25 protein-coding genes are annotated in these 26,993 nt (G+C 65.8%); 14 read left to right on the top strand and 11 right to left on the bottom strand.

The genetic code is table 11. From position 1 onward, the window contains the following. The first annotated feature begins 128 nt into the window (after positions 1-128). On the top strand, positions 129-620 hold the full coding sequence (locus AC3WLC_RS23500) for a (2Fe-2S)-binding protein (protein ID WP_493686332.1): 492 nt from the start codon (positions 129-131) through the stop codon (positions 618-620). Continuing rightward, positions 617-4,138 (top strand): molybdopterin cofactor-binding domain-containing protein, encoded by a 3,522-nt coding sequence (locus AC3WLC_RS23495; RefSeq protein WP_493686331.1) that lies wholly within the window; start codon positions 617-619, stop codon positions 4,136-4,138. Before AC3WLC_RS23500 ends, AC3WLC_RS23495 begins: the two co-directional genes overlap by 4 nt. Positions 4,139-4,200: 62 nt before the next feature. Here AC3WLC_RS23495 and AC3WLC_RS23490 read toward each other — a convergent pair whose 3' ends face one another. The 3 genes from AC3WLC_RS23490 to AC3WLC_RS23480 form a co-directional block, all read right to left on the bottom strand. After that, the gene (locus AC3WLC_RS23490; RefSeq protein ID WP_493686330.1) at positions 4,201-4,563 is read right to left on the bottom strand and encodes an SPW repeat protein; all 363 of its coding nucleotides are present in this window, start codon (positions 4,561-4,563) and stop codon (positions 4,201-4,203) included. A 202-nt stretch (positions 4,564-4,765) separates the two neighbouring features. Next, positions 4,766-6,124 (bottom strand): esterase-like activity of phytase family protein, encoded by a 1,359-nt coding sequence (locus tag AC3WLC_RS23485; RefSeq protein ID WP_493686329.1) that lies wholly within the window; start codon positions 6,122-6,124, stop codon positions 4,766-4,768. Positions 6,125-6,218: 94 nt separating this feature from the next. Further along, positions 6,219-6,665: a tetratricopeptide repeat protein gene (locus AC3WLC_RS23480; RefSeq protein WP_493686328.1), complete on the bottom strand. Its 447-nt coding sequence runs from the start codon at positions 6,663-6,665 to the stop codon at positions 6,219-6,221. 74 nt (positions 6,666-6,739) lie between these two features. Here AC3WLC_RS23480 and AC3WLC_RS23475 point away from each other — a divergent pair, with 74 nt between their 5' ends. Further along, entirely contained in the window at positions 6,740-6,961 is a 222-nt protein-coding gene (locus tag AC3WLC_RS23475; protein ID WP_493686327.1) for a hypervirulence associated TUDOR domain-containing protein, read from the top strand. A gap of 80 nt (positions 6,962-7,041) precedes the next feature. Here AC3WLC_RS23475 and AC3WLC_RS23470 read toward each other — a convergent pair whose 3' ends face one another. Continuing rightward, complete coding sequence (locus tag AC3WLC_RS23470; RefSeq protein WP_493686326.1) at positions 7,042-10,482, bottom strand: class I SAM-dependent DNA methyltransferase; 3,441 nt, start codon at positions 10,480-10,482, stop codon at positions 7,042-7,044. Between the two features lie 140 nt (positions 10,483-10,622). On the opposite strand from AC3WLC_RS23470, the gene uvrB reads away from it, so the two are divergent. The 3 genes from uvrB to AC3WLC_RS23455 all read left to right on the top strand — a co-directional run bounded on the left by uvrB (position 10,623) and on the right by AC3WLC_RS23455 (position 14,759). Beyond that, entirely contained in the window at positions 10,623-13,298 is a 2,676-nt protein-coding gene (gene uvrB / locus AC3WLC_RS23465) for an excinuclease ABC subunit UvrB (RefSeq protein ID WP_493686325.1), read from the top strand. Between the two features lie 78 nt (positions 13,299-13,376). After that, entirely contained in the window at positions 13,377-13,571 is a 195-nt protein-coding gene (locus tag AC3WLC_RS23460; RefSeq protein WP_493686324.1) for an AlbA family DNA-binding domain-containing protein, read from the top strand. A gap of 90 nt (positions 13,572-13,661) precedes the next feature. Continuing rightward, the gene (locus AC3WLC_RS23455; RefSeq protein ID WP_493686323.1) at positions 13,662-14,759 is read left to right on the top strand and encodes an ATP-binding protein; all 1,098 of its coding nucleotides are present in this window, start codon (positions 13,662-13,664) and stop codon (positions 14,757-14,759) included. Between the two features lie 1,240 nt (positions 14,760-15,999). On the opposite strand, the gene AC3WLC_RS23450 is transcribed toward AC3WLC_RS23455, so the two are convergent. Beyond that, entirely contained in the window at positions 16,000-16,338 is a 339-nt protein-coding gene (locus AC3WLC_RS23450; protein ID WP_493686322.1) for an endonuclease domain-containing protein, read from the bottom strand. A 253-nt stretch (positions 16,339-16,591) separates the two neighbouring features. Beyond that, on the bottom strand, positions 16,592-16,888 hold the full coding sequence (locus tag AC3WLC_RS23445) for a hypothetical protein (RefSeq protein ID WP_493686321.1): 297 nt from the start codon (positions 16,886-16,888) through the stop codon (positions 16,592-16,594). A 125-nt stretch (positions 16,889-17,013) separates the two neighbouring features. Between AC3WLC_RS23445 and AC3WLC_RS23440 the strand changes: the two genes are divergently transcribed. Continuing rightward, the gene (locus tag AC3WLC_RS23440; RefSeq protein WP_493686320.1) at positions 17,014-17,436 is read left to right on the top strand and encodes a DUF2267 domain-containing protein; all 423 of its coding nucleotides are present in this window, start codon (positions 17,014-17,016) and stop codon (positions 17,434-17,436) included. 3 nt (positions 17,437-17,439) lie between these two features. On the opposite strand, the gene AC3WLC_RS23435 is transcribed toward AC3WLC_RS23440, so the two are convergent. After that, positions 17,440-17,826 (bottom strand): SpoIIAA family protein, encoded by a 387-nt coding sequence (locus AC3WLC_RS23435; protein ID WP_493686319.1) that lies wholly within the window; start codon positions 17,824-17,826, stop codon positions 17,440-17,442. 121 nt (positions 17,827-17,947) lie between these two features. Here AC3WLC_RS23435 and AC3WLC_RS23430 point away from each other — a divergent pair, with 121 nt between their 5' ends. Then, positions 17,948-18,163, top strand: coding sequence for a hypothetical protein (locus AC3WLC_RS23430; protein ID WP_493686318.1), 216 nt, complete (start codon positions 17,948-17,950; stop codon positions 18,161-18,163). A gap of 3 nt (positions 18,164-18,166) precedes the next feature. Here the strand turns inward: AC3WLC_RS23430 and AC3WLC_RS23425 are convergent, their stop codons facing one another. Beyond that, positions 18,167-18,883 (bottom strand): hypothetical protein, encoded by a 717-nt coding sequence (locus AC3WLC_RS23425; protein ID WP_493686317.1) that lies wholly within the window; start codon positions 18,881-18,883, stop codon positions 18,167-18,169. A 468-nt stretch (positions 18,884-19,351) separates the two neighbouring features. Between AC3WLC_RS23425 and AC3WLC_RS23420 the strand changes: the two genes are divergently transcribed. From AC3WLC_RS23420 to AC3WLC_RS23395, 6 genes are read left to right on the top strand one after another with little or no spacing between them, the layout of a single operon-like run. Further along, positions 19,352-19,591 (top strand): hypothetical protein, encoded by a 240-nt coding sequence (locus AC3WLC_RS23420; RefSeq protein WP_493686316.1) that lies wholly within the window; start codon positions 19,352-19,354, stop codon positions 19,589-19,591. Positions 19,592-19,602: 11 nt separating this feature from the next. Beyond that, a complete protein-coding gene (locus tag AC3WLC_RS23415) occupies positions 19,603-19,797 on the top strand; it encodes a hypothetical protein (protein ID WP_493686315.1) in 195 nt (64 codons plus the stop codon). 7 nt (positions 19,798-19,804) lie between these two features. Continuing rightward, the gene (locus tag AC3WLC_RS23410; protein WP_493686314.1) at positions 19,805-20,914 is read left to right on the top strand and encodes a methionine ABC transporter ATP-binding protein; all 1,110 of its coding nucleotides are present in this window, start codon (positions 19,805-19,807) and stop codon (positions 20,912-20,914) included. Next, a complete protein-coding gene (locus AC3WLC_RS23405) occupies positions 20,904-21,569 on the top strand; it encodes a methionine ABC transporter permease (RefSeq protein WP_092158128.1) in 666 nt (221 codons plus the stop codon). The genes AC3WLC_RS23410 and AC3WLC_RS23405 overlap by 11 nt, the downstream gene beginning before the upstream one ends. Positions 21,570-21,607: 38 nt before the next feature. Continuing rightward, a complete protein-coding gene (locus tag AC3WLC_RS23400; RefSeq protein WP_493686313.1) occupies positions 21,608-22,408 on the top strand; it encodes a MetQ/NlpA family ABC transporter substrate-binding protein in 801 nt (266 codons plus the stop codon). 44 nt (positions 22,409-22,452) lie between these two features. Continuing rightward, entirely contained in the window at positions 22,453-23,244 is a 792-nt protein-coding gene (locus AC3WLC_RS23395; protein WP_152016060.1) for a MetQ/NlpA family ABC transporter substrate-binding protein, read from the top strand. Positions 23,245-23,557: 313 nt separating this feature from the next. Here the strand turns inward: AC3WLC_RS23395 and AC3WLC_RS23390 are convergent, their stop codons facing one another. Genes AC3WLC_RS23390 through AC3WLC_RS23380 form a run of 3 tightly spaced genes read right to left on the bottom strand, consistent with a single transcriptional unit; the run spans position 23,558 to position 26,909 of the window. Continuing rightward, entirely contained in the window at positions 23,558-24,262 is a 705-nt protein-coding gene (locus tag AC3WLC_RS23390; protein ID WP_493686647.1) for an ABC transporter ATP-binding protein, read from the bottom strand. Next, positions 24,259-25,020: an ABC transporter ATP-binding protein gene (locus AC3WLC_RS23385; protein WP_493686312.1), complete on the bottom strand. Its 762-nt coding sequence runs from the start codon at positions 25,018-25,020 to the stop codon at positions 24,259-24,261. The genes AC3WLC_RS23390 and AC3WLC_RS23385 overlap by 4 nt, the downstream gene beginning before the upstream one ends. After that, positions 25,017-26,909: an ABC transporter permease gene (locus tag AC3WLC_RS23380; protein WP_493686311.1), complete on the bottom strand. Its 1,893-nt coding sequence runs from the start codon at positions 26,907-26,909 to the stop codon at positions 25,017-25,019. The genes AC3WLC_RS23385 and AC3WLC_RS23380 overlap by 4 nt, the downstream gene beginning before the upstream one ends. Positions 26,910-26,993: the final 84 nt, after the last annotated feature.

The raw sequence follows: 26,993 nt of genomic DNA, 5'->3' as shown, positions 1-26,993 counted from the left end.
GGGCCTTCCCACCAAGATCCCGCTTGCAGCCTCCTTCAATTTGTCATTATTCTCATTCGTATACGAACGATCTCGGTGGCCGTGACGATCAGGACGATCAGGCGCGCCTCGCCCCGCCTGGGCGAGCCATGAGGACGAGGAAGCGCTTCACGCTTCGCGTCAACGGCGCGAGCCATGAGATCGAGGGCGAAGCCCAGACGCCGCTGCTGTTCTTCCTGCGCAACGACCTTTGCCTCAACAGCCCGAAATTCGGCTGCGGCCTCGGCGAATGCGGTGCCTGCACCGTGCTGGTCGACGGCCAGGCGGCGCGCGCCTGCGCCTTACCGGTCAGGCTGGCTGAGGGCCGCGAGATCGTCACGCTCGAAGGGCTGGGCAGCGTCGAGGCGCCGCATCCGATCCAGCAGGCCTTCATCGACGCGCAGGCGGCGCAATGCGGCTACTGCATCTCCGGCATGGTGATGACGGCGAAGGCCTTTCTCGACGTCCAGCCCGATCCGAGCGAGGCGGAGGTGCGCGAGGCGCTGCGCCATAATCTTTGCCGCTGCGGCACCCATGTCGAGATCGTCAGGGCGGTGCTGCTCGCCGCCGAGCGCGGCCGGCAGGATGTGGCGGCACCATGAGCGACCCCCTCTCCCGCAAGACGCTGCTGAAGCGCGCCGGCATCATCGGCGTGGTCGCGCCGCGCAAGGGCGCTCCGGCCGACGCCGCGCCCGAGGACGGGCTCGACCTGCATGTCTGCCTGACGGCGGAAGGCCGCATCCTCGCCTTCAACGGCCATGTCGACCTCGGCACCGGCATCCGCACTGCGCTGGCCCAGATGGTCGCGGAAGAGCTCGATTTTCCGTTCGCCGCAGTCGAGATGGTGCTGGGCGACACCACCGAGACGCCCGATCAGGGTCCGACCATCGCCAGCGAGACGATCCAGGTCACCTCGCTGGCGATCAGGATCGCGGCGACGCAAATCCGCGCCAGGTTGATCACCCTCGCCGCCGCCGCGCTGAGCTGCGGCGAGGACGAGATCTCGCTCAGCGATGGCGTGATCTCGCGCAAGGGCGAGACCGCGCCGGCGATCGCGCTCGACACACTGCTCGCCAATGAGCGCATCCTGCTGCCGTTGGCTGAAAGCGCTGAGTTCAAGCAGGTCGACCAGCACAAGCTCGTCGGCCGCTCGGTCGCCCGCGTCGACATCCCGGCCAAGGTCACCGGCAGCTTCGCCTACGTCCACGATGTCCGCGTCGCCGGCATGCTGCATGGCCGGGTGGTGCGCCCGCCCTATGCCGGCATGGATGCCGGCGACTTCGTCGGCAAGAGTCTGATCTCGGTCGATCGCGATTCGATCGCCGATGTGCCCGGCATCCGCGCTGTGGTGGTCGAGGGCGATTTCATCGGTATTGTTGCCGAGCGCGAGGAACAGGCAGCGGAAGCCGCGTCAAAGCTCCGGACGGAATGGCGCGAGTTCACCCCGCCGGATCTCTCCGATCTCGGCCAGGCGCTGCGCACCCATCCCTCGACGCCACGCCTCCTCGCCGAGGAGGGCGATGTCGACGCTGCGTTGGAGAGCCTGGAGACGCGGCTCGACCGGACCTATGTCTGGCCCTACCACATGCACGGCTCGATCGGCCCGTCCTGCGCCGTCGCCGATGTGCGCGAGGACGGGATCACCGTCTGGACCGGCAGCCAGAATCCCTACCCACTGCAGCACGACCTTGCTCTGCTGACCGGCCTGCCGAAGGAGCGGATCGACGTCATCCGCTTCGAGGCCGCCGGCTGCTATGGCCGCAACTGTGCCGACGACGTCGTCGCCGACGCCGTGCTGCTCTCGCGCGCGGTCGGTGCCCCCGTCCGCGTCCAGCTCACCCGCGAGCAGGAACACCTCTGGGAGCCGAAGGGCGCGGCCCAGCTGATCGACATCAAGGGCGGGCTCGGACCAGGCGGATCGCTCAAGGCCTATGACTTCCACACCTGGTACCCGTCGAACGCCGCGCCGACCCTGGCGCTGCTGCTGACCGGCCGCATCCCGAACCAGCCGGCGGCGCTCCGGATGGGCGATCGCACCGCGGTGCCCTCGTATAATTACGAGACCATGCGGCTGACGGCCTATGACATGCCGCCGATCGTGCGGGCATCCTGGCTGCGCGGCGTCTCGGCCATGCCGAACGTCTTCGCCCATGAGAGCTATATCGACGAGCTGGCGCATGAGGCCGGCGTCGATCCGGTCGAATTCCGCCTGCGCCACATCAATGACGAGCGTGCTGCCGAGCTGACGCGCGCCACGGCCGAGCGGGCGAACTGGCAGCCGCATGTCGGTCCGCGCATGCAAGCCGACGGCGACGTCCTGCGCGGGCGCGGCTTCGCCCAGGCGCGCTATGTCCATGGCAGCTGGCCGGGCGTCGGCGCCGCCTGGGCCGCCTGGGTCGCCGATGTCGCGGTCAACCGGACGACCGGCGAGGTCACGGTCAATCGCGTCACCGTCGGCCAGGACACCGGCATGATGGTCAACCCCGCCGGGGTGACGCACCAGATCCACGGCAATGTCCTGCAATCGACCAGCCGGGTGCTGCGCGAGGAAGTGACGTTCTCGCAGACCACCGCCGTCGCCAGCCGCGACTGGGGTTCCTACCCGGTGCTGACCTTCCCGGAATTGCCGGCGATCGACGTCATGTTGATGGATCGCCAGCATCTGCCACCGATGGGCGCGGGCGAGTCGGCCTCCGTCCCGAGCGCGGCGGCGATCGTCAACGCCGTCTTCGATGCGACCGGCGTGCGCTTCCGCGAATTGCCGCTGACGCCGGAGCGCGTGCTCGCCGGCCTCAACGGCACGACGCTGCTCAAAGCCCCGCCGCGCGAGCCGAGCAGGCGCCTGCCCTGGTGGAGCAAGCTCGGTGCCGCCGTGGCGGGCGCCGCAACCTTCGCCGCGGTCTCGCTCGCCCTCGCACCGGCGATCGCTCCGATCGCCCGGCCGGACCCGTCGACCTGGTCGGCGGCGACGATCGAGCGCGGCCGCCAGCTCGCCGCGCTCGGCGCTTGCGCCGTCTGCCACACTGGCAAGGATGGCGTGCCCTATGCCGGTGGCTTCGCTCTGCCGACGCCGTTTGGCACAGTGATGACCACCAACATCACGCCCGATGTCGAGACCGGCATCGGCAACTGGTCCTATGCCGCCTTCGAGCGGGCGATGCGCGCCGGCCTGCATCGCGACGGCCGCCAGCTCTACCCGGCCTTCCCCTATCCAAGCTTTGCCAAGGCGAGCGAGGCCGACCTGCAGGCGCTCTATGCCTTCCTGATGTCGCAGCCGGCGGTGCGGCAGGACAATGAGCCGAGCCGGCTCACTTTCCCGTTCAACCTGCGGCCGCTCATGGCCGGCTGGAACCTGCTGTTCAACCGTGGCGGCGAGCTGAAGCTTGATCCGGCGCGCTCGGCCGAATGGAATCGTGGGCGCTATCTCGTCGACGGGCTCGGCCATTGCAGCGCCTGCCACACGCCGCGCAATGCGCTCGGGGCCGAGAAGGGCGGCAGCGCCTATCTCGCCGGCGGCGAGGCGGAAGGCTGGGAGGCGCCGGCGCTGACCAGGCTTTCGGCCGGGCCGATCCCGTGGAGCGAGGCGGAGCTCTACGCCTATCTGAAGACCGGCACCTCGCAGCAGCATGGCGCGGCCGCTGGTCCGATGGCGCCTGTGATCGCCGAGCTGAAAGAGCTGCCGGACGCCGATATCCGGGCGATGGCGACCTATCTTGCGTCCCTGAACGAACCGCTACCCGCTGCTGAAGCCGAAGTGCTCGTGGCGCGTATCGAGCAGCAGACCGCGCGGGCCGCCAATCCCGCGACCTCGCCAATCGCGCGCCTCTATGAGGGTGCCTGCGCCGCCTGCCACGAGACCGGCCGCGCCGCGCCGCTCGTCAATGCCGGGCCGGCGCTCGGCCTGTCGTCGAAGCTGCATGCGGGAACGCCGACCAACCTGTTCAATATGCTGCTCGAAGGCGGCCAGCACGGCATCGGCTCGATGCCGTCCTTCGCCACCGCGCTCGACGATCGGCAGATTGCTGATCTCGCGGCCTATCTCCGCGGGCGTTTCGCGCCCGAGAAACCGGCCTGGAGCGGCATCGAGGATGCGATCGCGAGGGCGCGCAGCGGTCACTGAGCGCTTTCGCGGCTCCAGACAGCGGAAGCCGGGCCCGCTGGTTGGCGAGCCCGGCCCGCCGTTCACGCCGTGGCATGCGGCTCGTGCCGATAGTTCCAGACCGCCCAGGCCGAGACGAACGCCGTCAGCAGGCCGAGCACCAGATGTGTCCGGAAGGCGCTGGTATTGCCGGTGAAGCCGAGCACCCAGGGCGCGGCGATCAGCCAGAGGCCGAGCGCCAGATTCACCCATTCCTCCCATTCGGCGAAGGCGGTGAGCGCCGCGATTGCGATCAGGGCAAGCACGGCGCCGACGAGCCAGGCGTTGCGGGTCGGCATGGTGTCGGCCAGGAAGCCCATCATCCAGGGCGAGATGAACAGGAGTGCGCCGAGGATCAGGTTGAGCCAGTCCTGCGGCCGTTTTCCACTCATATTCGCGGTCAACATGATCACCTCCATCGGTGAAGATCATCCAACCACGGCGCCTCGCGCACGAGGCGCTTGGTCCAGAACATTATACGCCTGTTGTCGAAGCGGCTCAAGAACTGGCCGAAAAACGATCATGGCCGGCGCGAGCCGGCCATGACGACGCCTGACAACTTGGTGCAGGCGGTGTTCGACTTCGCCGTAACTTGGCGAGCTGCGCGGCTCACTTGGCGGTGAGCAGCTCCTTGACCTGGAGCAGCACCAACTCGTTGTCGTCAGCCTTCTTCGGATCGCGCGACGACGAGAACGGCAGATTGTTGTCGTTGCCGACGACGATGATGCCGTTGGCGAGATCGACGACGTCGACGTTCTCGATGGTGAAGAACGGGAAGGGCAGCACGCCGTCGATCGCGCCCTGCTTCGCCTTCTTGTCGGGATCGGCGATCTTCATCAGGTCGATATAGCCGACCTTGCGCACGGGCTTGCCGACATTGGCGTCGGTCATCTCGATCTTGACGATGCGCTTGAACTTGGCGAGGTCGTGGAAGCAGTCCGGGCCCTTCTGGCCGGCGGCGCAGGCGCGGTCGGCGGTGCCTTCGCCGTTATCGCGCTCGATGATCAGCGCGGTCGTGGCGTCGATCATGTTGAAGTCGCCGATGGCGAGGCCCTTCTGCTCGAGCGGGAAGAACCAGGAGCGGCCGGTCCACTTCTCGTTCTGCACGTCGAACTCGAGGATGCGCAGCACTTCCTTGCCGTCGACCTCTTCATTGCCCTTTGTCTCGGCGTTCCAGAGCGGGCCTTCCAGCAGCGGATAGAGGAAGCGTCCGTCCGGCGACTGGGCCATGCCCTCATAGCCCTTGGAGCGGCGGACATTGAACTCGACCGGCAGGTTCGGCGCCGCCGGCGTGGTCACGGCGTAATGGTCGGGCGAGCGGGCCGGCTTGCCGTCGACGGTGGTCTCGAACACGGCCTCGACCTTGCCGTTGGCGTCGACGCGGATCAGGTAGGGGCCGAACTCCTCGCCGATCCAGTACTTGCCGCCGATCGGCTGGATCGACTCCGGATCGAAATCCGCGCCGGTCAGATAGCGCTTCTCGGTGCCTTCATGGACGATGCGGAACGGCACCTTCTTGTCGGGATCGTGCAGGAAGGTGGTCGACAGGCGCTCGACCGCGCCGGTGTTGAAGTCGGCCTTGAGCTTGTGGAAGAACAGCATCGCGTCCGGCGAGTTCACCTTGGCGCCGAAGCCGTTGTCGGTCAGCACCAGGAACTCGCCATTGCCCAGCGAGCGGATGCCGGAGAAGCCCTGCACCGGCTGACCGGCGAACGGGGTGGAAAGCCCGGTCGGGCGGCCGCCCGAGGTGCCCATCACCGAGCCGACCTGCTCGACGCGCTTGCCCGGCGTGACGAACTTGCCGGAGACCTTGAGATCGGCCGGCGCATCGGCTGGGGCCGGGATGATGGTGTTGGCCGGCAGCAAGGCATGGCCGACCAGCTTGGCCGGGAATTCCTTGGGCGCATCCTGCGCGCCGGCGAGCATGGTGGACGACAGAAGCAAGGCGGCGGCGAGGCGCAGACGCATGGGACACTCCGATTTAAGGAAAAGCGGGACGGTTCCCGCTTCGCGTCCGGAGTTTGCAGTCGCGCGACAGCGGCGTGACGCTTGCGTGACGGGGCTACTTGCTCTCCGCCTTGCGGATCGCTTCGTCGAGATCCTGCCATTCGTGGCAACGGCCACAGAGCTTGGCGAGCTTGTCGAGATTGGCCTTGGCCGAGGCCATGTCGCCGGTCTCGATGAACCATTCGCCCTGATATTCCAGCGCCGGCAGATAGGTCGGATCGCGCAGCAGCGCGGCGTCGTAGAACTGCTTGGACACCGGGTAGTTCTTCAATTTGCGTTGCGAGAAGGCGATCCAGTTGAGCAGCACCGGCGAATCCGGTTGGTGCTTCAGCAGGGTCATCAGCTTGTCGATCGCCGGTGCATAGTTCTTCTCCTCGATCCAGCGCCGCGCCTGGCGATAATCGGGATCCTCGTCGAGATAGGTCCAGTCGGGGCCGACCGCATGGGCGATCCCGGCCGAGACAAGCAGCGCCAGCGCGCTGCCGACAAAACCGCTGCGCATCCCATCCTCCCTGCTGCCAGCCGAAACCAAAGCACGGCCCCGGCGTTTCCACCAGCAGAGCACGGAGCTGCAACGTGACGACGACATTCAAGCCGGACACCAAGGTGACCTGGCGCTGGGGCGCCCACACAGCCAGGGGCCGCGTCGAGCAGGTCTTCACCGAACCGGTGACCCGCACCATCAAGGGCACAGAAGTCCGGCGCAACGCCTCGCCGGAGAATCCGGCCTATCTGGTGACGCAGCCGCGCGGCGGCTACGCCCTGAAATCGCACAGCGAACTCGAGGAAGACAGATGAGCATCGCCCATGTCGACCTGACGCCGCTGCAACGCGTCGCCGAGAACGCCGGACAGGGTGAGCGCACGCGGACGTAAGAATCAGCCCGTCGCGCGGAACCGCCGCGCGAAACTTGTGCCACCATCCCCGGTCGAGACCTCGCCGACGCGGGCGAGAGAGACCAGAATTCCACGCACCGCCGGCCTGACCTTGAGACCTTGGCTAAAGCGCCGCGCGATCGCATCGGCATCGAGCGGCGCGTTGGAAGCCGCGAGGACCGCGAGCACGGCCGCGACCCGCTCGACGGGCGATGTCGGAAAGATTGGTCGGCTGTTGTCTCGAGCCGGCAGCGACAGCAGTTCGGCAGCCTCGATCTGCTCGCCGACCGCAGTCTCGCGCCCGAGGCGCGGGCGCTGATAGTCCGGCCGGAGCCAGCGCACCGTCCCGCGCTCTTCCTCCCGGGCCCGGCCGCGATTGAGCCCGACCAGCATCGCCAGGATCGTCTCGTCGTCGGCATTGGCCGGCAGACCGTAGGCAGCCGCGACAGCCGCATCGATCGCCTCGTGATGCTCGTTCAGGATCAGCACCAGGCCGCGATCGCGGATTTCCGCCTCCGCGGCGGAAAGGGGTCGGCCGGCGAGGATCGCCTCGCGGACATTATAGAGCCCGGTCAAAGTCAGGTCCGGATGCCGCGCCAGCACGTCCTTGCGCAGGGCGTCGAGCGCCTCGGCCGGCTCGCGGATCGCCTGCTTCTGCACTTCCGCGACCTCGGGGAAGGGGAATGGGTCGAAGCAAAGCGACTTCGAATAGCGGGGCCGATCTTCGAGCGTCCCGCCTTGCTGGAGACTCCAGGCGAGGTGTACGCGCGACGACAGCACGCCGAGATGGAAGGCGTCCGACAAGGCGACGGCGACCAGCATGTTGTCGGGCAGGATGCCGGCGTCGAGGAATTGGAAGACCCGGTGCTTGGTCGTCTCGACGGTGGCGATGTAGCGCTGGAGACCCAAGAGAGCGGGGCGCAAGTCCTTGCGCGATTCGCCGAACAGCCACCACAGCTCGCGATAGCTCGCCCGGTTGTTGGCGTCGCGCCCGATGAGTTGCCCGCTTGCATCCTTCTCTTCCTTCACCCGCAGCTTGACGTGCTGATAGACCTCCGGAAAGCGCTCGCGCACTTCGGCGGCGGAGAGCCCGAACAGGTCGATCGCCATGACGTCGCGCGAATGCGCTGTCAGGTCGCGGCCATTGCGGTAGCGGCGGATATGATCGTCGAGCCCTGGCCGCCTGCCGAGCCCAAGCGCCTCGGCCTCGGCAGGCGTGACGATGAAGCCGGCGCCGTGCAGCTTCACGCCCGGCGAGCACATCCCCTCGTTCGCGAGCAGGCGCGTGGTCCGGGTCACGTCGGCGCCGATGCTGAGATCGGAGTTGATCACCCCCAGCCGCTCGCGCACATCCACGCGCGGCTGGTCGGTATCGAGCCCCGACTCCGCGATCACCTCGAGCAGGCGCCCTTCATGCCGGCCGGCTGCCGCGACCGTCATCGCGATCCGTACTGCCGCGGCATCCTTGCCCGCCTTGGTCCAGGGATGATCGGCGATGGCGAGCAGCAGCGAGATCGGCTTCTTCGCGTTCAGATGCCGCTCGACCACGCGGCGCTGGAACACTTGCGTGATCGAGTTGGTGGTGACGAAGCCGAAGCGCCGCAGCGTCGTCGCCGGTGCGACGAGCAACTCGGCGGCCCGATCCCACCAGTACATGACGAGGTCTGCACTCTCGTTCATCTGCGGATAGGTGGCGCGCAGCGCCCCGAGATAGCCGTCCCCCAGCCGGCCACGCAGGTCCTTGCCGCCGATGAAGGGCGGGTTGCCGACGATGAACTCGACCTGCGGCCAGTCCGGCCGGCGCGGATTGCGCGGCGTGACCTCGCGCCCGCCCTCGACCAGCGGAACCGGCCAGCCATCCCAGACGAGCAATGCGTCGCTCGGCACGATCTGGATCAGCTCTTCCAGGATCGGCTCGCTCGGCGCGAAGGCGCGGGTGCGCAAATGCCATTGCAGATAGCCGATCCAGAGCATCAGATCGGCGATCGCGACGGCGCGACGATTGGCGTCGATGCCGAAGAACTGCCAGGGCCCGACCCCGCGCGCGCCGAAGCCGCCGAGCTGCTCCGCCGCCCCGAGCTCGGCCGCGACCTCCAGCACCTCGCCCTCCAGGCGCTTCATCAGATCCTGGGCGACATGCAGGAAATTGCCGGTTCCGCAGGCCGGGTCGAGCACGCGTGTCCTGCTGAGCTGGCCATGGAAGTCGTCGACGAGCGCGAGCGCAGCCTTGGCATTGCCGCCATCGCGTGCCTGCTGCGCTGCCGCCAGGACATTGCGCCAGTCGTCGCGTAGCGGAGCGATGACCGTCTCCACGACCAGGCGCTCGACATAGGCGCGCGGTGTGTAGTGCGCGCCCAGCCGGGCTCGCTCGGCTGGCTCCAGCGCCTGTTCGAGCAAGGTGCCGAAGATGGCAGGGTCGACCAGGCTCCAGTCATGCTCGGCCGCCGCGAGCAACTCGGCGATGCCGTCCCTGCCCAGCGCGAACACCTGCGGCTCGGCGAACATGCGGCCGTTGAAGCGCTTCAGCTCGGCGCGGACGGCAGAGGAATAGCGGCCGAGATCCATGGCGCGCCAGAGGTCCTCGACCAGCGGCTTGAAGCTCTTCGGCGCCTCCAGGCATTCGCGCAGCAGCCGCTTGAAGCTGTCGGCCGGGATCAGGCGGACATCCTCGGCGAACATGGTGAAGACGCACCGCATCAGAAAGAGCGCCACGTCCTCCGGATCGTGCCGGCGCTCCAGCGCCTTCGAGACCAAAGCGAGGCGCTGGGCGATCTGACGCGTCGCCAGCGCCGCCTGACGGGAGGGATCGAGCGCGAGCGGATCGCTCCAGATGCGCGCGATCCAGCTCCGGATCGCGGGATCGCGCAGGTCTTCGAGATAGACCCGGAAGCGGTGCCGGTCCGGGAACTGGGCGTAGTTCTTCCCCTGCCCGGAGAAGTCCGCATAGAACTCGAAGCAATGGCCGACATCGCAGAGGATGATGAAGGGCGGCCAGCCATGCGAGGCGGGCAAGGCCCGGCAATACTGTTCGGCCTGGCGCTTGGCGTTGAGCATCATCACGTCGAGGCCGCGATCGGCTCCGCGGCGTCCACGTGGCGCGCCGATGGCGTCGTCGTCGGTATCGCCGACGGGCAGGATCTCCTTCGGCTGGCCCCTCTGCCGGCTCTGCTTGGCTTCGGCCACGAAGCAGCGCTTCCGGTAGAGGTCGATCCGTCCGGTCGTTCCTGAGCCGTCCGGTCCTGACAGCCTCACCGGATATTCGAAGCGGTAAGCCACCGCCTCGACGTCGCTGGTTGGCGGCTGCGGGCGCTCCATCCGCAGCAGCTCGCAGAATTCGCTGATGAAGGACGGGAACGATGCTCGTTCCGCCCCTTCCGACATGCGCCAGCGCACGATGAAGGCCTCGACCTCCGTCGCATCGGGCGAGCTCCCGTCCCCCACCATGCCCACTTCTTTCGAGTGTATTTTATGGTAGACTCACGTTAAAGTTGAAATCATTTCTCCTGTCAACTCCTGTCACCAACGCGCTGCCACCTGCGCCGTGCCCCCTCGCATCCGTCGCAAATCGCGCCCATATTGCGGCCATGCCAAAGAGCACCGACACGACCGCAGCCAAGCCCAAGGCTGCGACCAAATCCGCGGCGAAGAAGTCCGCCGCGACGCGCACGCCGAACTCGAAGGCGAGCAAGCCCGAGCTCAAGCCGCTCGACGGCTATCTCGCCGATCTGCTCAACCCGGCGATCAATCGCGGCAAGGCGGTGCCGGGCGGCGCGGCCGGCTTCAGCGATGCGCCGCAGGCCGGCTATGAGGCGCGGCCGGGTGATGCCGATGAGAAGAAGCCGCGCAAGCTCTCGAAGAAGGCCGATTCCGCCTTCGACCCCGACAGCGACAGCGCGGCATCGCTGACGGCGAAGTCGCTGCAGGCGCTGTTGGAGACCGGCAGCCCGTTCATCGAGCCCGGCAAGCCCTGGACGCCGCACCGGCCCGAGCGCCCCGAGAAGTCGGAAGGCGGCGTTCGTTTTCAGATGAAGAGCGAGTTCTCCCCGTCGGGCGACCAGCCGACCGCGATCGGCGATCTCGTCGACGGCGTCCGCCGGCAGGAGCGCGACCAGGTGCTGCTCGGCGTCACCGGCTCCGGAAAAACCTTTACCATGGCCAAGGTGATCGAGGAGACGCAGCGCCCGGCGCTGATTCTCGCCCCGAACAAGACATTGGCCGCCCAGCTGTACGGCGAGTTCAAAAGCTTCTTCCCCGACAACGCGGTCGAGTACTTCGTCTCCTATTACGACTATTATCAGCCGGAGGCCTACGTCCCGCGCTCGGACACCTATATCGAGAAGGAATCCTCGATCAACGAGCAGATCGACCGCATGCGCCATTCGGCGACGCGCTCGCTGCTGGAGCGCGACGACGTCATCATCGTCGCCTCGGTCTCCTGCATCTACGGTATCGGCTCGGTCGAGACCTATACGGCGATGACCTTCTCGCTGAAGCTCGGCGAGCGCATCGAGCAGCGCCAATTGATCGCCGACCTTGTCGCGCTGCAATACAAGCGCACCCAGCACGACTTTTCGCGCGGCACCTTCCGCGTGAGGGGCGATACGGTCGAGCTCTTCCCGGCCCACTATGAGGACCGCGCCTGGCGCATCGGCCTGTTCGGCGACGAGGTCGAGAGCATCTCCGAGTTCGACCCGCTGACCGGCCAGAAGACCGGCGAGCTCGAATTCATCAAGGTCTACGGCAATTCGCACTACACCACGCCGCGCCCGACGCTGAACCAGGCGGTCAAGTCGATCAAGGAGGAGCTCAAGGCCCGCCTCGATGAGCTCAACCGCATGGGCCGCTATCTCGAGGCGCAGCGGCTCGACCAGCGCTGCACTTTCGACATCGAGATGATCGAGGCGACCGGCTCCTGCAACGGCATCGAGAACTATTCTCGCTATCTCACCGGCCGCAAGCCGGGCGAGCCGCCGCCGACCCTGTTCGAGTATCTGCCCGACAACGCCCTCGTCTTCACCGATGAGAGCCATGTCACGGTGCCGCAGATCGGCGCGATGTACAAAGGCGACTTCCGCCGCAAGGCGACGCTCGCCGAATACGGCTTCCGCCTGCCTTCCTGCATGGACAACCGGCCGCTGCGCTTCGAGGAATGGGACGCGATGCGCCCGTCCTCGATCCATGTCTCGGCCACGCCCGGCGGCTGGGAGATGGACCAGACCGGCGGCGTCTTCACCGAGCAGGTCATCCGCCCGACCGGGCTGATCGATCCGCCGGTCGAGATCCGCCCGGCCAAGCATCAGGTCGCCGACCTCCTCGACGAGGTCAAGGAGGTCACCGACAAGGGCTACCGCACCCTCGTCACCGTGCTGACCAAGCGCATGGCCGAGGATTTGACCGAATACCTGCACGAGAACGGCGTGCGCGTGCGCTATATGCACTCGGACATCGACACGATCGAGCGCATCGAGATCCTGCGCGATCTGCGCCTCGGCGCCTTCGACGTGCTGGTCGGCATCAACCTGCTGCGCGAGGGTCTCGACATCCCCGAATGCGGCTTCGTCGCCATCCTCGACGCCGACAAGGAGGGCTTCCTGCGCTCCGAGACCTCGCTGATCCAGACCATCGGCCGCGCCGCCCGCAATGTCGACGGCAAGGTCGTGCTCTATGCCGATCACATTACCGGCTCGATGGAGCGGGCGATGGCCGAGACCAATCGCCGGCGCGAGAAGCAGGAGGCCTACAACGCCGCCAACGGCATCACGCCGCAGACGATCAAGCGCGCCATCGGCGACATCCTCGGCTCGGTCTATGAGCGCGACCATGTCACCGTCGACAAGGGCCTGGTCGAGGGGCCGGTCGCCGGCCACAACCTCAAGGCCGCGATCGCCGATCTCGAAAAGCGCATGCGCGAGGCCGCCGCCGACCTCGAATTCGAGACCGCCGCCCGCCTGCGCGACGAGATCAAGCGCCTGCAGGCGACCGAGCTCGCCATCGCCGACGACCCGCTCGCCCGCCAGAGCGACGTCGAGTCCTCGGCCGGCAAGTACCGGGGCGAACGCAGCTACGGCGCCTCGGCCAACCTGCCGACCCGCGCCCGCAAGCCGACCGACGCCGATATGGGCCCGCACAACTGGGGTGGGGGTGAAGGCCGGCCGAAAGCGAGCGTCGCACGCCCGCGCAAGCCGACGCTGGACGAGATGGGGCCGGTGCCGGAGGCGCGGCCGAAGGGAGCGGGGGAGAGACGGCGGCGGGGGAGGTAGGTTGACTACTCAGTTTCCACGTTGCGTCCCAAGGATTGCTCGATTAGTGTATATTGAAGTTTAAGATGTGGGCTTTCTATGGCTGTTATCATTCAAGACATTTCGGCTGATGCCGTTAGAAAAATTGCTTCAAGAACTGAAGGGCAGTTCTGTGACTTCAAATCGAAGGACATCTCCCCTGCCAAGATAACTAAAACACTATCGGCATTTGCCAATGCTGATGGGGGAGAGCTTTTTATAGGCATCGAAGAGATCGGCGGGGTCTTTAAGTAGCTTGGCTTTCAGAACGAAGAGGAAGCCAACGGTCTTATTCAGACTATTGAGCAGTTTTTTCCTTTAGGAGCACATTTCAGGGCGGGGTTCTTGCGATGCACTGGAGCTGTAGGGTTAGTCCTTTCTGTCGAGATCGACAAGACGCCTGATGTAAGAATTGCGTCTGATGGCATTCCTTATTTGAGGCGAGGTGCTCAATCTATTCCTCAAAAAACAAACGATCAGATAAATAGATTGAAATTAAATAAAGGAATTATTTCATTTGAAGACCATATTATTAACAGCAATTCAGATATAATTTATGAATCGAACGCAGCAATTGATTTTACATCTGATATTGTCCCGTCTTCCGCGCCCGAAGATTGGCTAAAAAAACAGAAGCTAATTATTGGTGATAGACCAACAGTGGCAGGGGTTGTGTTATTTTCTGACGAGCCTCAAATCGATCTGCCGAAAGCAGCTATTAAGATTTATAGATATAACACAAACGATTCAGCAGGATCACGTGATACACTTGCATTCGACCCTCTATCCATTGAGGGGAACGCTTATAACATGATATACGCGTCTGTATCAAAGGTTAGAGACATTATCGAGAAGATACCTGTCGCAGAATCGTCAGGTTTGTCTAAGCTTGAATATCCCACTGAGGCTGTTCACGAGATCATTACTAATGCAGTTATTCATCGAGATTATAGTATTAATGATGATATCCATGTTAGGATATTTGACAATAGAATTGAAGTGCAGAGCCCAGGCGTTCTGGCGGGACATGTCACGACGCAGAATATTCTTGACGAGCGATTTGCGAGAAACCCGAAGATCGTGAGACTTTTGAATAAATTTAGGAATCCTCCCAATAAGGACGTGGGAGAGGGTCTAAACACCGCTTTTGAAGCGATGCGAAAACTGAAATTGAAGGACCCTATTGTTGAGCAGAGAGAAACTAGTGTTCTAGTCTCATTGAGACACGAAAAATTGGCAGCTCCTCAGCAATTGATAATTGAGTATCTAAGATCTAATGCCGAAATAAATAACAGTATAGCCCGAAGTATTTGTTTTATTGGTTCCGAGAATAAAATTAAGAACATATTCAAGGAGATGATCAAATCGAACTTGATCGAAAGGATACCTGGGCGGTCGCAATCTCGCGCCGCCTACAAGAAGGGCACTAATTTCCCAAATTAGATCCACGTGGCTGTCCATTCCAGCTTCATCAACGCCTTCCGTGATTTCGAGCATTACCGGCCGAATGCGTGCCGTTCGTATCAGATGAACTGTTGCGGCGAAGAGCGCGGGAAAACCCCCTCTCCCGGATGGGAGAGGGGCAGGGGTGAAGGACCGCCGCTGATTGTCTGAACACAACGGCCTGTGGCCCCAATCGGCAAGGGCAGGCCCACATCCGGCGCTCCGCGCCACCTTCTCCCATCCGGGAGAAGGGAGGGGTGAGGTTTCGGCGGTTCAATGCAGCCTCATGTCAGACACGCTACTGCAGCGAAGAGCGCGGGGAACCCCTCTCCTGGAAGGAGAGGGGCAGGGGTGAGGTGTTCGGACCGGAAACGTTGGCCTGAACCCGACCGCGCGGTGAGCGCTCGCGGAACTGGTCAAGCGGCCCGCACCTCACCCTGCCCTCTCCTTACAGGAGAGGGTTCTAGGTCGAGGCTCCAGCGTTTTATCAAGGCGCCGCAGCGCATCGCGACCTCGATCGCCTCTTGCCATTCGTACCAGACGAGCCCCGGCGACGATGCGCACGGGGAACCACTCTCCTGAAAGGAGAGGGGGTAGGGGTGAGGTGTTCGGACCGGAAACGTTGGCCTGAACCCGACCGAGCGGTGAGCGCTCGCGGAACTGGTCAAGCGGCCCACACCTCACCTGCCCTCTCCTTACAGGAGAGGGTTCTGCGTCGAGGCTCCAGCGTTTCATCGAGGTGCCGCAGCGCATCACGACCTCGATCTCCTCTTGCCATTCGCACCGGACGAGCCCCGGCGGCGAAGCGCGCGGGGAACCCCTCTCCTGTAAGGAGAGGGGCAGGGGTGAGGTGTTCGGACCGGAAACGTTGGCCTGAACCCGACCGCGCGGTGAGCGCGCGCGGAACTGGTCAAGCGGCCCACACCTCACCCTGCCCTCTCCTTACAGGAGAGGGTTCTAGGTCGAGGCTCCAGCGTTTCATCGAGGCGCCGCAGCGCATCGCGACCTCGATCTCCTCTTGCCATTCGCACCGGACGAGGCGCTGCGGCGAAGAGCGCGGGGAACCCCTCTCCTGTAAGGAGAGGGGCAGGGGTGAGGTGTTCGGACCTGAAACGTTGGCCTGAACCCGACCGCGCGGTGAGCGCGCGCGGAACTGGTCAGGCGGCCCACACCTCACCCTGCCCTCTCCTTACAGGAGAGGGTTCTGCGTCGAGGTTCCTCGGCACTAGCGGAGAGGGTTCTATGTCGCGCAAGTGGCCCTGATCCGCGCGATGACGGCGTCGCGGTCGTTCAGAACCTCCTCGTTGCAGAAGCGGACCAGCATGAAGCCATGCCGCTCGATTTCCTGCGTGCGGGCCGCGTCATAGTCACGCTCCCAGCCATGTTGGCGGCCATCGATCTCGATGACGAGCTTGCGTTCGGGGCAGAAGAAATCGACGGTGTAGCCGAGGAGCGGCTCCTGCCGACGGAACTTCATGCCGTCGAGGCGGCGGCTGCGAAGGAGCTCCCAGAGAATGTCCTCCGGTTCGGTCGCCTGCCGCCGTAGCCTTCTGGCGAACTGTCGGTGCTCATCGGCCATGATGCCCTCAATGTCGAGGCGCGGGGAACCCTCTCCTGGAAGGAGAGGGTAGGGTGAGGTGTTCGGAGTGGAAACGCTAGCCTGAACCCAACCGCACGGTCAGGGCTCGCTCAACGGGTCCAACGGCGTACACCTCACCCCTGCCCCTCTCCTTACAGGAGAGGGGTCTCGGTCGAGGTTCTCGCGGCTTCATGAAAAACTCCCGCGCCCTTCGCCCTGGGGGACAGGGGGCGAAGGGCGCGGGGTACGCCGCTTACCAGCGGTCGTAACGGTCGTGATGGCGGCGGCCATGGGCCGGGGCCCAGGGCGGCGGGCCGCCATGGTGGCGGCGATAGCCGTAGCCGCGGTCATAGCCGCGATCGCGATAGCCGTAGCGCTGCTGGCGTTCCATGTTGCGCTGGATCTCCCACATCCGGTGTTCGCGGTTGTGGCGGACATAGGTCGCCTCGACCTTGTCGAGCGCGGCAGCGCCGCTGAAGGTTTCGCTGGCGGCGGCCGGGGTCACGGCGGCGCCGAGCGCGATCGCCGCGGCGATGAGAAGGTGTCGCATGGGGCATCTCCTTTGGTTGCCGCGATCAAAGCGGGTCTGTCCGGAACTTCGCCTGAACGGAATAGTTCGCTGGCGTTCATCTTCGCTGTGTTCCAGCCGCGCGCCTGTGAGGCTAGGATGCCGCCATGACCGTGCCGCCCGACTTCGTCCACGCCTCGCGCGAGCTCGAACGCTTCCTGCTCGATGCCCGCGACCAGCTCAGCCATCAGACCACGCACCAGACCTGGCAGTCGGTATTCGCCGTGATCGTCACCTTCCGGGAGCGCCTGAGCGCGCCGCAGGTGATCGCCTTCGCCCAGGCGCTGCCGCCGCTGCTCGGCGCGATGGTCCTGCTCGACTGGGACCCGGCCGCCGAGTCGAAACCCTTCGCGCCGCGAGCCGAACTGGTCAGGGAGGCGATGGCCTTTCGCGGCGATCACAGCATCCTGCCGGAGAGCGGCATCGCCGATGTCGCCGCCGCGCTCTGGCGCAATGTCGATCGGCGCGCCTTCGCGCGCATGCTGGAGACGCTGCCGCCGGAAGCGCGCGAATTCTGGGCCGTGCCCTGAAGCTCAGGCGTTCGGCCCGCCTTCGATCTCGCTCGCCCAGGCAAGCGCCGCCTCGAAGGCATCCGGCTTGAAGCACTTGACCTCGACGAAGGGCACCAGTGGGCTCGTGATCGCGACCAGCGTCTCGATCCAGCCCTTGTCGGTGACCACGGCCTCGCGCGGGAAGCGGTGCCATTGCAGGATCTTGCCGAAGCCGTAGCGCGCATCCTTCAAGCCGGCGCGGAAGGTCATGTCCTCGAAGCCGGTGAGGTCGGCGAGGATGCCGAGCTTCTCATGGCGTTCGAGCTTGGCCTCGATCTCGGCGATCAGCCGGTCGAAATCCGGCTCGTCGAGCGTGCCGGTGATGCGGAAAGCCGCGACATGGTCGGGCGCGGGGAGGATGTCGAGCATGGCGGGCTCCTGGTCTGCACCAGGGACAACGCAGGCCTGCGGGCGAAGTTCGCTGCCGAACCATCCTCCGGCCGAGGCGTTGGCAAAGCATGGGGGCTCAACGCACGCAAAGGAGACGATGATGGCCAATGCAGGCGGGAAGCTCGGTCCGAGCATCAAGGGCAAGGGTGACGGCACCGGCGCGACGAGCACGCGGCCGGTTGCGCTTCAGGATCACAAGGTACTCTCCAATCGCGACAAGACGCAGCTCAACCGCGGCCGCGGCCTCGACGGCAAATGGATCGAGAACGAGCAGGTCTACGAGACGCACGCGAACCAGCGCTCGCAGGGCGAGTGAGCCCTATTTGATCGCGATGATCAGCATCAGGAAGGCGAGGACGATCAGGACCTGCTTCAGGCTCCAGTTGATCCGCCGAAGCTGCTCGGCGACCGGGTCTTCCGGCTCTTCGGCCTCCTGATCCGCCTGCCCGGCCACGAGGAAGGCCGGGTCGGCAGCCGGTTCCAGCGAGCGCCAACTGATGCTCTGCACCCGGCCATGCGCCTGGACCGGGCGGCCATCGGCCTCGGGTGTGAAATGGAAGACCGGGGGCTCGTCGTCCCCGGCTCCCTCGCGCAGCCAGAGATTGGTCGTTGCAGTGAAGGAGAGGCTGCTGGCGCGGCCCTCGGCAAGGTCCTGCCGCAGGCCTGCGAACAAGGGTTGCGGCAGGAAGAGCTCGGCGGCGAGCCGGGCGTCGAGATCGCCCGGTGCCCCGGCGGGAAGGCTGAGCCGCAGCAATGGCGCGCTCTCGCCGGGGAAGGAGCGGATGGTCAGCGACAACTCTTGCGCTGGTCCCGCCTGGCCGATCCGGGCGAGCGTCGCGCCATCCGGGCGCGCATGCCCCTCGATCCGGGCGGCGTCGTGCAGCACGCCGTCGCGCCACTCATGCCCGGAGATCGCGACAAGGCCATCCGCCGCGAAGGCGAGCGGTCTGGCGGCGTCCTGCACGAAGGCACCGGCCACCCCCGGCAGCGTCATCCGCCCGTCCACGATGCTGGCGCTGTCCGTCCTGTCGTTCATCCCGTCCCCGCGTTGAGTCGGTGCGGACGATAGCAGGTCGGCCGGGCGATGCCAGAATGGCAAACTGTTCTACGCCGAGGAAGGAATGGGCTGCGCCGGAAAAGAAAATTTCCTTCTCCGCTCGTTCGATGAAAAGCTCTTCCCGATCAGTTCGTACCTTTAAAAGAACGTTTGGATTGACATGCAGAACGGGATTTCCTAGATTGCCGGTGTCGTCGGGGCACCGATGGCCGCGGAGATTTGAGCGAGCAGCTTGCGCCGCGTCACCAAACGCTAAAGCGCCACGACGTGGTCGTGGGCTCCCCAGCTTGAGGAGATGAACATGACCGGCTCCGTTCTCCGCCCTGTCGAACCGCTCCGCCGTTCGAGGATGTGCTGTTGTCGCCGCTGATCCAGCGCTGACGCCGTTTCCCGGCATCATTTCCGACATCACCGCACAGAGGGCGTCGCAACGCGGCGAAGATCGTCATGTCGTTCCAGTCCCAGGTCAATTCCAGTCCACCGGCCCGCCAGGCTTATGTCATCGAGATCGGCGAGACCCAGGCCGGCCTCGTCGCCCGCGGCGCCGATGAGCGCTTCTACACCTTCATCTCCGCTTCGGCGGCGTTCGACCGGCTCGAGGGCCAGCGCTTCGCCACGCCGGTCGCGGCCGAGCTCGCGGCGCGCCAGCTCGTTCGCTCGCGTCCCGGCCTGCGGCTGGCGGCTTGAGGAGCGCGCCGGTGACGCTGTTCAACGCCTTGCGCGCGGTGTTCGCCGCCTGGTTCGAGCGGGCGGCGCCCGCCGAACCGAGCGAGCCGCGCTGGCAGGAGCGTTCCCTCGCCGAGCTCGGCGCCGAGGAGCGCCGCCGCTCGATCCGCGAGGTCACGCTCGAACAATTGGGCATTGCGCACTGGTCGTGCCACACGCATTTCTGAGGTCATGATGAACGCCCCCGTGAAGCCCGGCGCCTTGCGCGTCGAGGCTCTCCTTCCGCAGCCGCCAGCCGACGCGATCATTCGCTTCGAGGCGGTCGGCAAGACCTTTGCCGGCCGTGACAGCCAGGAGCCGGTGACGGCGCTCGCCGGCATCGACCTTGTCGTGCCGCGCGGCAGCATCGTCGGCGTGATCGGTCGCTCCGGCGCCGGCAAGTCGACGCTGATCCGCCTCGTCAACGGGCTGGAGCGCGCCACCTCCGGCCGCATCCTGATCGAGGGCGAGGACGTCACCAACCTGACCGAGGCCGGCTGGCGCGAGCGCCGGCGTGCCACCGGCATGATCTTCCAGCACTTCAACCTGCTGTCCTCGCGCACGGTGTTCGACAATGTCGCGCTGCCGCTGGAGATCGCCGGCGTGCCCAAGGCGAAGATCGAGACCCAGGTCAGCCGCCTGCTCGATCTGGTCGGGCTCGCCGATAAGCGCGAGCGCTATCCGGCCGAGCTCTCCGGCGGCCAGAAGCAGCGCGTCGGCATTGCCCGGGCGCTGGCGACCGAGCCGAAGGTGCTGCTCTGCGACGAGGCGACCTCGGCGCTCGATCCCGAGACGACCCGCGCCATCCTGGCGCTGCTCAAGCAGGTCAATCGCGAGCTCGGCATCACCATCCTTTTGATCACCCACGAGATTCCGGTGATCAAGGAGATCTGCGACCGGGTCGCGGTGATCGAAGGCGGCCATATCGTCGAGGAGGGCGAGACCTTCGAGGTGATGACCCGGCCGCGCCACCCGACCACGGCGAGCTTCGTCGAGGCGGTGACCGGCGTCGAGGTGCCCGACTATCTCGCTGGCCGCATCCATGAGCAGGCTCTGGCCGGCGACAGCGCCGTGCTGCGTATCGCCTTCACCGGCGAGAACGCGACGACGCCGGTGATCAGCCGCCTCAGCGCCGTGATCGGCGTCGACGTCAATATCCTCGCCGGCCGCATCGACGCGATCGGCGACAAGCCTTTCGGCAGCCTGCTGGTTTCGGTGCCGGCGAGCGAGCCCGAGCTCGCCGCCGTCTTCGGCGCGCTGAAATCCCTCGACCTCAAGGCGGAGCTGGTCGGCCATGTCTCCTGAACTCATCCGTCTGATTGTCGAGGCGACCGGCGACACGCTATTGATGGTCGCGATCGCGGCCGGCCTCGGCACCGCGCTCGGCCTGCCGCTCGGCGTCTTCCTCGCCACAAGCAAGAAGGGCGAGCTCTTCGCGGCGCCCGCGGTCAACGCTGTGCTCGGCGCGCTGGTCAACGCGACGCGCTCGACGCCCTTCATCATCCTGGTCGTCGCGATCATCCCCTTCACCCGGCTGATCGCCGGCACCTCGATTGGCACCTTCGCCGCGACCGTGCCGCTGACCGTGGCGGCGACGCCCTTCATCGCCCGCCTGATCGAGGGCGCGATCCGCGAGGTCGACCAGGGCCTGGTCGAGGCGGCCCGCTCGATGGGCGCAACCCCGCTGCAGATCGTCCGCAAGGTGCTGGTGCCCGAGGCGCTGCCGGCGATCGTGCTCGGCCTGACGCTGGCGCTGGTCAGCCTGCTCGGCTTCTCGGCCATGGTCGGCGCGGTCGGTGGCGGGGGCTTGGGCGATCTCGGCATCCGCTACGGCTATCAGCGCTTCATGCCGGATGTGATGGCGATCGTTGTCGCCGTGCTGATCGTCCTCGTCCAGACCGTGCAGAGCGTCGGCGACCGTCTTTCGCGCCGCCTCAACAAGCGCCTGCGCCACGCCTGAGCAACCGCTTACCCACGACCGATTACTGGAAACAGAAGATGCCTAAGTTCCTCTCCCGTCGCAGCCTGCTCGCTGCGGCTGCCGCCCTCTCCTTGTCCGCTGGTGGCGCCTTCGCCCAGCAGAACCAGGTGATCCGCATCGGCGTCACGCCGGGCCCGCATGCCGAGATCGCCGAGCAGATCAAGCCGCTCCTCGCGAAGAAGGGCTACGATCTCAAGATCTTCGAGTTCTCGGATTTCGTCATCCCGAACCAGGCGCTCGACACCGGCGACCTCGAGGCCAACGCCTTCCAGCACCAGCCCTATCTCGACAACCAGGTGAAGGATCGCGGCTTCAAGATCGTCAGCGCCGCGACGACCGTGAACTTCCCGATGGGCATCTACTCCCAGAAATACAAAAGCTGGGCCGAGCTGCCTGATGGTGCAACCGTCTCGATCCAGAACGACCCGACCAATGGTGGCCGCGCGCTCCTGCTGTTGCAGGACAAGGGCGTGATCAAGCTGAAGCAGGGGACCGGCTTCAAGCCGACGGTGCTCGACATCACCGAGAACCCCAGGAAGTTGAAGATCATCGAGATCGAGGCCGGGCAGACCGTCCGCTCGCTCGCCGATGTCGCCGCCGCCGCGATCAACACCAGCTATGCCGTCGACGCCAAGATCGACCCGAATTCGGCGATCCTGCGCGAAGAGCCGAAGGGCCCCTATACCAACCTGATCGCGGTGCGCGCCGCCGACAAGGACAAGCTTTTCGTCCAGGCGCTGGTCGAGAGCTATCGCTCGCCCGAGATCAAGACCTTCGTCACTGAGCGCTTCAAAGGCTCGATTCTTCCGAGCTGGTGAAGCGCCGCTTTCCCGAATTCCCTCTTCGTAACGGAGCATCTCTTATGACCACCCGCAGGATCATCCTCGCGACCGCGCTGGCCGCCGTCGCCTTCACCGCCCCGGCGCTCGCACAGCAGAACCAGGTCGTCCGTATCGGCGCCTCGCCCGGCCCGCATGCCGAGATCCTCGAGAAGGTGAAGCCGATCGCCGCCAAGAACGGCCTCGACCTCAAGATCATCGAGTTCTCCGACTATGTCGTGCCGAACCAGGCGCTGGCCGCCGGCGAGCTCGAGGCGAACTCCTTCCAGAACCAGCCCTATCTCGACAATCAGGTGAAGGATCGCGGCTTCAAGCTGGTCAGCGTCGGCCTGACCGTGAACTTCCCGCTCGGCATCTACTCCTCGAAGTACAAGAGCTGGGCCGAGGTGCCGGATGGCGCGACCGTCGCGATCCAGAACGACCCGACCAATGGCGGCCGCTCGCTGCTGCTGCTCCAGGACAAGGGCGCGATCAAGCTCAAGGACGGCGTCGGCTTCAAGCCGACCGTCGCCGATATCGTCAGCAACCCGAAGAAGCTGAAGATCATCGAGATTGAGGCTGCCCAGACGCCGCGTTCGCTCGCCGATGTCGCGGCCGCGGCGATCAACACCAACTACGCCGTCGACGCCAAGATCGAGCCGACCTCGGCGATCCTGCGCGAGGACCCGAAGGGCCCCTATGTCAACCTGATCGCCGTGCGCGAGGCCGACAAGGACAAGCCCTGGGTCAAGGCGCTGCTGGCTTCGTACCACACCCCCGAGATCAAGGCCTTCGTCGCCGAGCGCTTCAAGGGCTCGGTCCTCGCCGGCTGGTAAGGCTCCTCCCCCTGGCCGTGGTCACAGCCGGGCACCTGCCCCGGAAGCGACAGCTTCCGGGGTTTTTCGTTCGAACTCGCCGTCTTTCCGGAGGGCAGGCCGAGGGCTTGATGGGCGCGAGAACCCTTCCCCCTTGTGGGGAGGGGCAGGGGTGGGGGTGGCAAAGCAGGTGCGATCGGTCGAAGCTGATAACGCTGTCGCTACTGCCAGCTCGCTGCCTGCCGCCGCTCGCCAAGCGGCGCCACCCCCCATCCCCAACCCTTCCCCACAAGGGGGAAGGGAGGAGCCAGTGCCGGCCGCCGCCAGCTCGTCGTCACACCGACAGGTACTGCGCTCGCACCGCCTCGTCGGCCTTGAGCTGGTCCATCGTGCCGGTGAAGCGGATCAGGCCCTTCTCGATGATGGTGGCGCGGTCGGCGACCGAGCCGGCAAAATGCAGGTTCTGCTCGGAGATCAGCACCGAGAGCCCTTCGCCCTTCAGCGCCAGGATGGTCTTGGCCATCTCCTCGACGATCACCGGCGCGAGGCCTTCCGAGGGCTCGTCGAGCAGGACGAGCTTGGGATTGCCCATCAGCGTGCGGGCGATGGTCAGCATCTGCTGCTCGCCGCCCGACATCGCCCCGCCCGGCCGGTCGCGCATGCGCCCGAGATTGGGGAAGAGCTGGAACAGCCGCTCCGGCGTCCAGTGCGGCGCACCCTCGCGCTTCGGCCGCTGCGCGACGGAGAGGTTCTCCATCACGCTGAGCTCTGAGAAGACGCGGCGCTCCTCCGGCACATAGCCGATGCCGAGGCGGGCGATCTCGAACGGCTCGCGGCCGACGATCGTGTGTCCCTCGAAGGTGATGCGGCCGGCTTGCGGTGGTACCAGCCCCATCACCGCCTTCATCGTCGTCGACTTGCCGGCGCCGTTGCGGCCCATCAGCGCCAGCACCTCACCGCGCCCCATCGAGAAGCCGACGCCGTGCAGGATGTGGGCGCGGCCGTAATAGGCGTTGAGGCCTTCGATCTCGAGCATCAGTGGCCTCCCGAGGTCGCGCCGGAGCCGAGATAGACCGCGCGCACGGCCGGATCGTTGCGGACCTCCTCGGCCCGGCCCTTGGCGATCAGCTTGCCGCGGTCGAGCACCAGGATCGCGTCGGAATGGGCGAAGACCACGTCCATGTCGTGCTCGGTGAACAATACGGCGATGCCGCGCTCCCTGGCGATCTCGGCGGTCAGCGCCATCAGAGCGATGCGCTCGCGCGGCGCCATGCCGGCGGTCGGCTCGTCCATCAGCAAGAGCTTCGGCTTGTTGGCGATCGCGACCGCGAGCTCGACCCGCTTCAGGTCGCCATAGGCGAGGACGCCGCAGGCGCGCTGCGCCTGGTCGAGCATGCCGACCTGCTTCAGCAAGGCGTCCGCCTCGGCGACATGGCGGTCCTTGGCGCGGCCGAACAGTGTCCAGGTCTCGCCAGCATGCGAGATCAGCGCCATCTGCACGTTCTCGCGCACGCTCATCGAGGCGAAGGTCGCGGTGATCTGAAAGGTGCGACCGACCCCGAGCCGCCAGACCTCGCGCGGCTTGAGGCCGGTGATCTTCTTGCCGTCGAAGATCACCTCGCCGCGGTCGGACGGGAGCTGGCCGTTCAGCATGTTGAAGCAGGTCGTCTTGCCGGCGCCGTTCGGACCGATCAGCGCGAGCAGCTTGCCGGCCTCGACCTCGAAGCTGACATCGTCGACGGCGCGCACGCCGCCGAATGACTTGCCGAGATTGCGGACTTCCAGGACCGGGCTCATCGGGCAGGCTCCGGCGTGGCGGCAACGGGCGTGGCGGGTTCGGCCTCGCGGCGTCGTTCCGACAAAGCGAGCGCCGTGCCGACGAGCCCGCGCGGGAACAGGATGACGAGCAGGACGATCGAGGCGCCCATGACGAAGCGCCAGTACATCGTCGCCTTCATCAGCTGCTCCTGCAGGCCCATGAAGGCGAAGGCACCGACGATCGGGCCCGAGACGGTCTGGACGCCGCCGAGCAGCACCATCAGCAGCCCGTCGACCGAGCGCGGGATCGCCATATAGGTCGGGAAGACCGAGCCCTTGAAGAAGGCAAACAGGGCGCCCGCGATGCCGGCCGCGACCGCGGCGATGATGAAGGCGATCCACTGGATCCGCATCACCGGCAGGCCGATCGCCTCGGCCCGGAGCGGGCTGTCGCGGCCGGCCCGCAAGGCATAGCCGAAGGGCGCGAAGACGATGACACGCAGGGCCAGGATCGCGACGACGCAGACCGCCAGGGCGAGGTAGTAATAGACCAGCTTCGAGCTCGCCCAGGCCGCCGGCCAGACACCCAGAATGCCGTTGTCGCCGCCGGTGACGTCGACCCATTGGAAGGCCGTCGCCCAGGCGATCTGGGCGAAGGCGAGCGTCAGCATGGCCAGGTAGACGCCGGAGAGCCGGACGCAGAACCAGCCGAAGACGACCCCGGCGATGCCGGCGAGGAATGGCGCGAAGGCGAGCGCCGGCACCATCGGCATGCCCAGCCATTTCACCGCCAGTGCCGCGCCATAGGCGCCGAGGCCGAAATAGGCGGCGTGGCCGAAGGAGGCCATGCCGCCCGGGCCCATCATGAAGTGCAGCGACGCTGCGAAGAGCGCGAAGATCGAGAGCTCGGTCAGCGTCAGCAGCCAATGATCGGCGACGATGAAGGGGGCGAGCAGCAGCACCGCGAGTGCCGCGAGGCCGATCAGCTTGACGTTGGCACTGGCGGGCAGGAGCAGCGGTTCGACCGGGCCATGGGCATGGGCGCTGCCGACCGGGCGCTTGCCCATCAGGCCGTAGGGCTTGATCACCAGCACGACGGCCATCACCAGGAAGACCAGCACCAGCGTGATCTTCGGGAAGATCAGGATGCCGAAGGCGTGGATGATGCCGATCAACACCGCGGCGAGATAGGCGCCGGTGACGCTGCCGAGCCCACCGACGACCACGACGACGAAGGCCTCCGAGATCATCGAGAGGTCCATGTGCAGGTTCACCGCCTCGCGCGGGAGCTGCAGCGCGCCGCCGAGTGCGGCAAGGCCGGCGCCGAAGGCGAAGACCGAGGTGAAGAGCAAGCGCTGGTTGACGCCGAGCGCACCGACCATCTCGCGATCCTGCGTCGCAGCCCGCACCAGCGTGCCCCAGCGCGTCTTCTGGAACAGGAACCAGAGCAGGCCGAGCATGATCGGCCCGACCACGATCAGGAAGAGTTCGTAGCTCGGGAAGCGGCTGCCCATCAGCACGACGAAGCTCTTGAAACCGGGCGCGCGCGGGCCGAGCTTGTCCTCCGGTCCCCAGATGCCGAGCGCAATGTCCTGCACCATCAGTACGAGGCCGAAGGTGGCGAGCAGCTGGAACAGCTCCGGCGCCTGGTAGATCCGGCGCAGGATCACGATCTCGACGATGGCGCCGAGTGCCGCGACGATAACAGCCGCCAGCAGCACGCCGCCCCAGAAGCCGAGCGCATCGGCCGGGCCGAAGCGGGAGACCAGTGTGAAGGCGAGATAGGCGCCGAGCATGTAGAAGGAGCCGTGCGCGAAGTTCACGATCCGCGTCACGCCGAAAATGATCGACAGCCCGCAGGCGACGAGGAAGAGCGACGAGGCCGAGGCCAGGCCGTTGAGCGTCTGCGCGAAGATCAGGTCGATCATGCGAGGTCCCGTCGAAGCAACCGAAAAAAGGGCGCAATTCTCCCGCGGCCGCAGCGCAGAGCCGCGGCCGGGTCAGCCATAGTC

The organism is Allobosea sp. GW821-FHT03A12, assembly GCF_058986765.1.
Note: the sequence above shows the minus strand (reverse complement) of the source record. Positions and strands in the feature narration are given on the sequence as shown.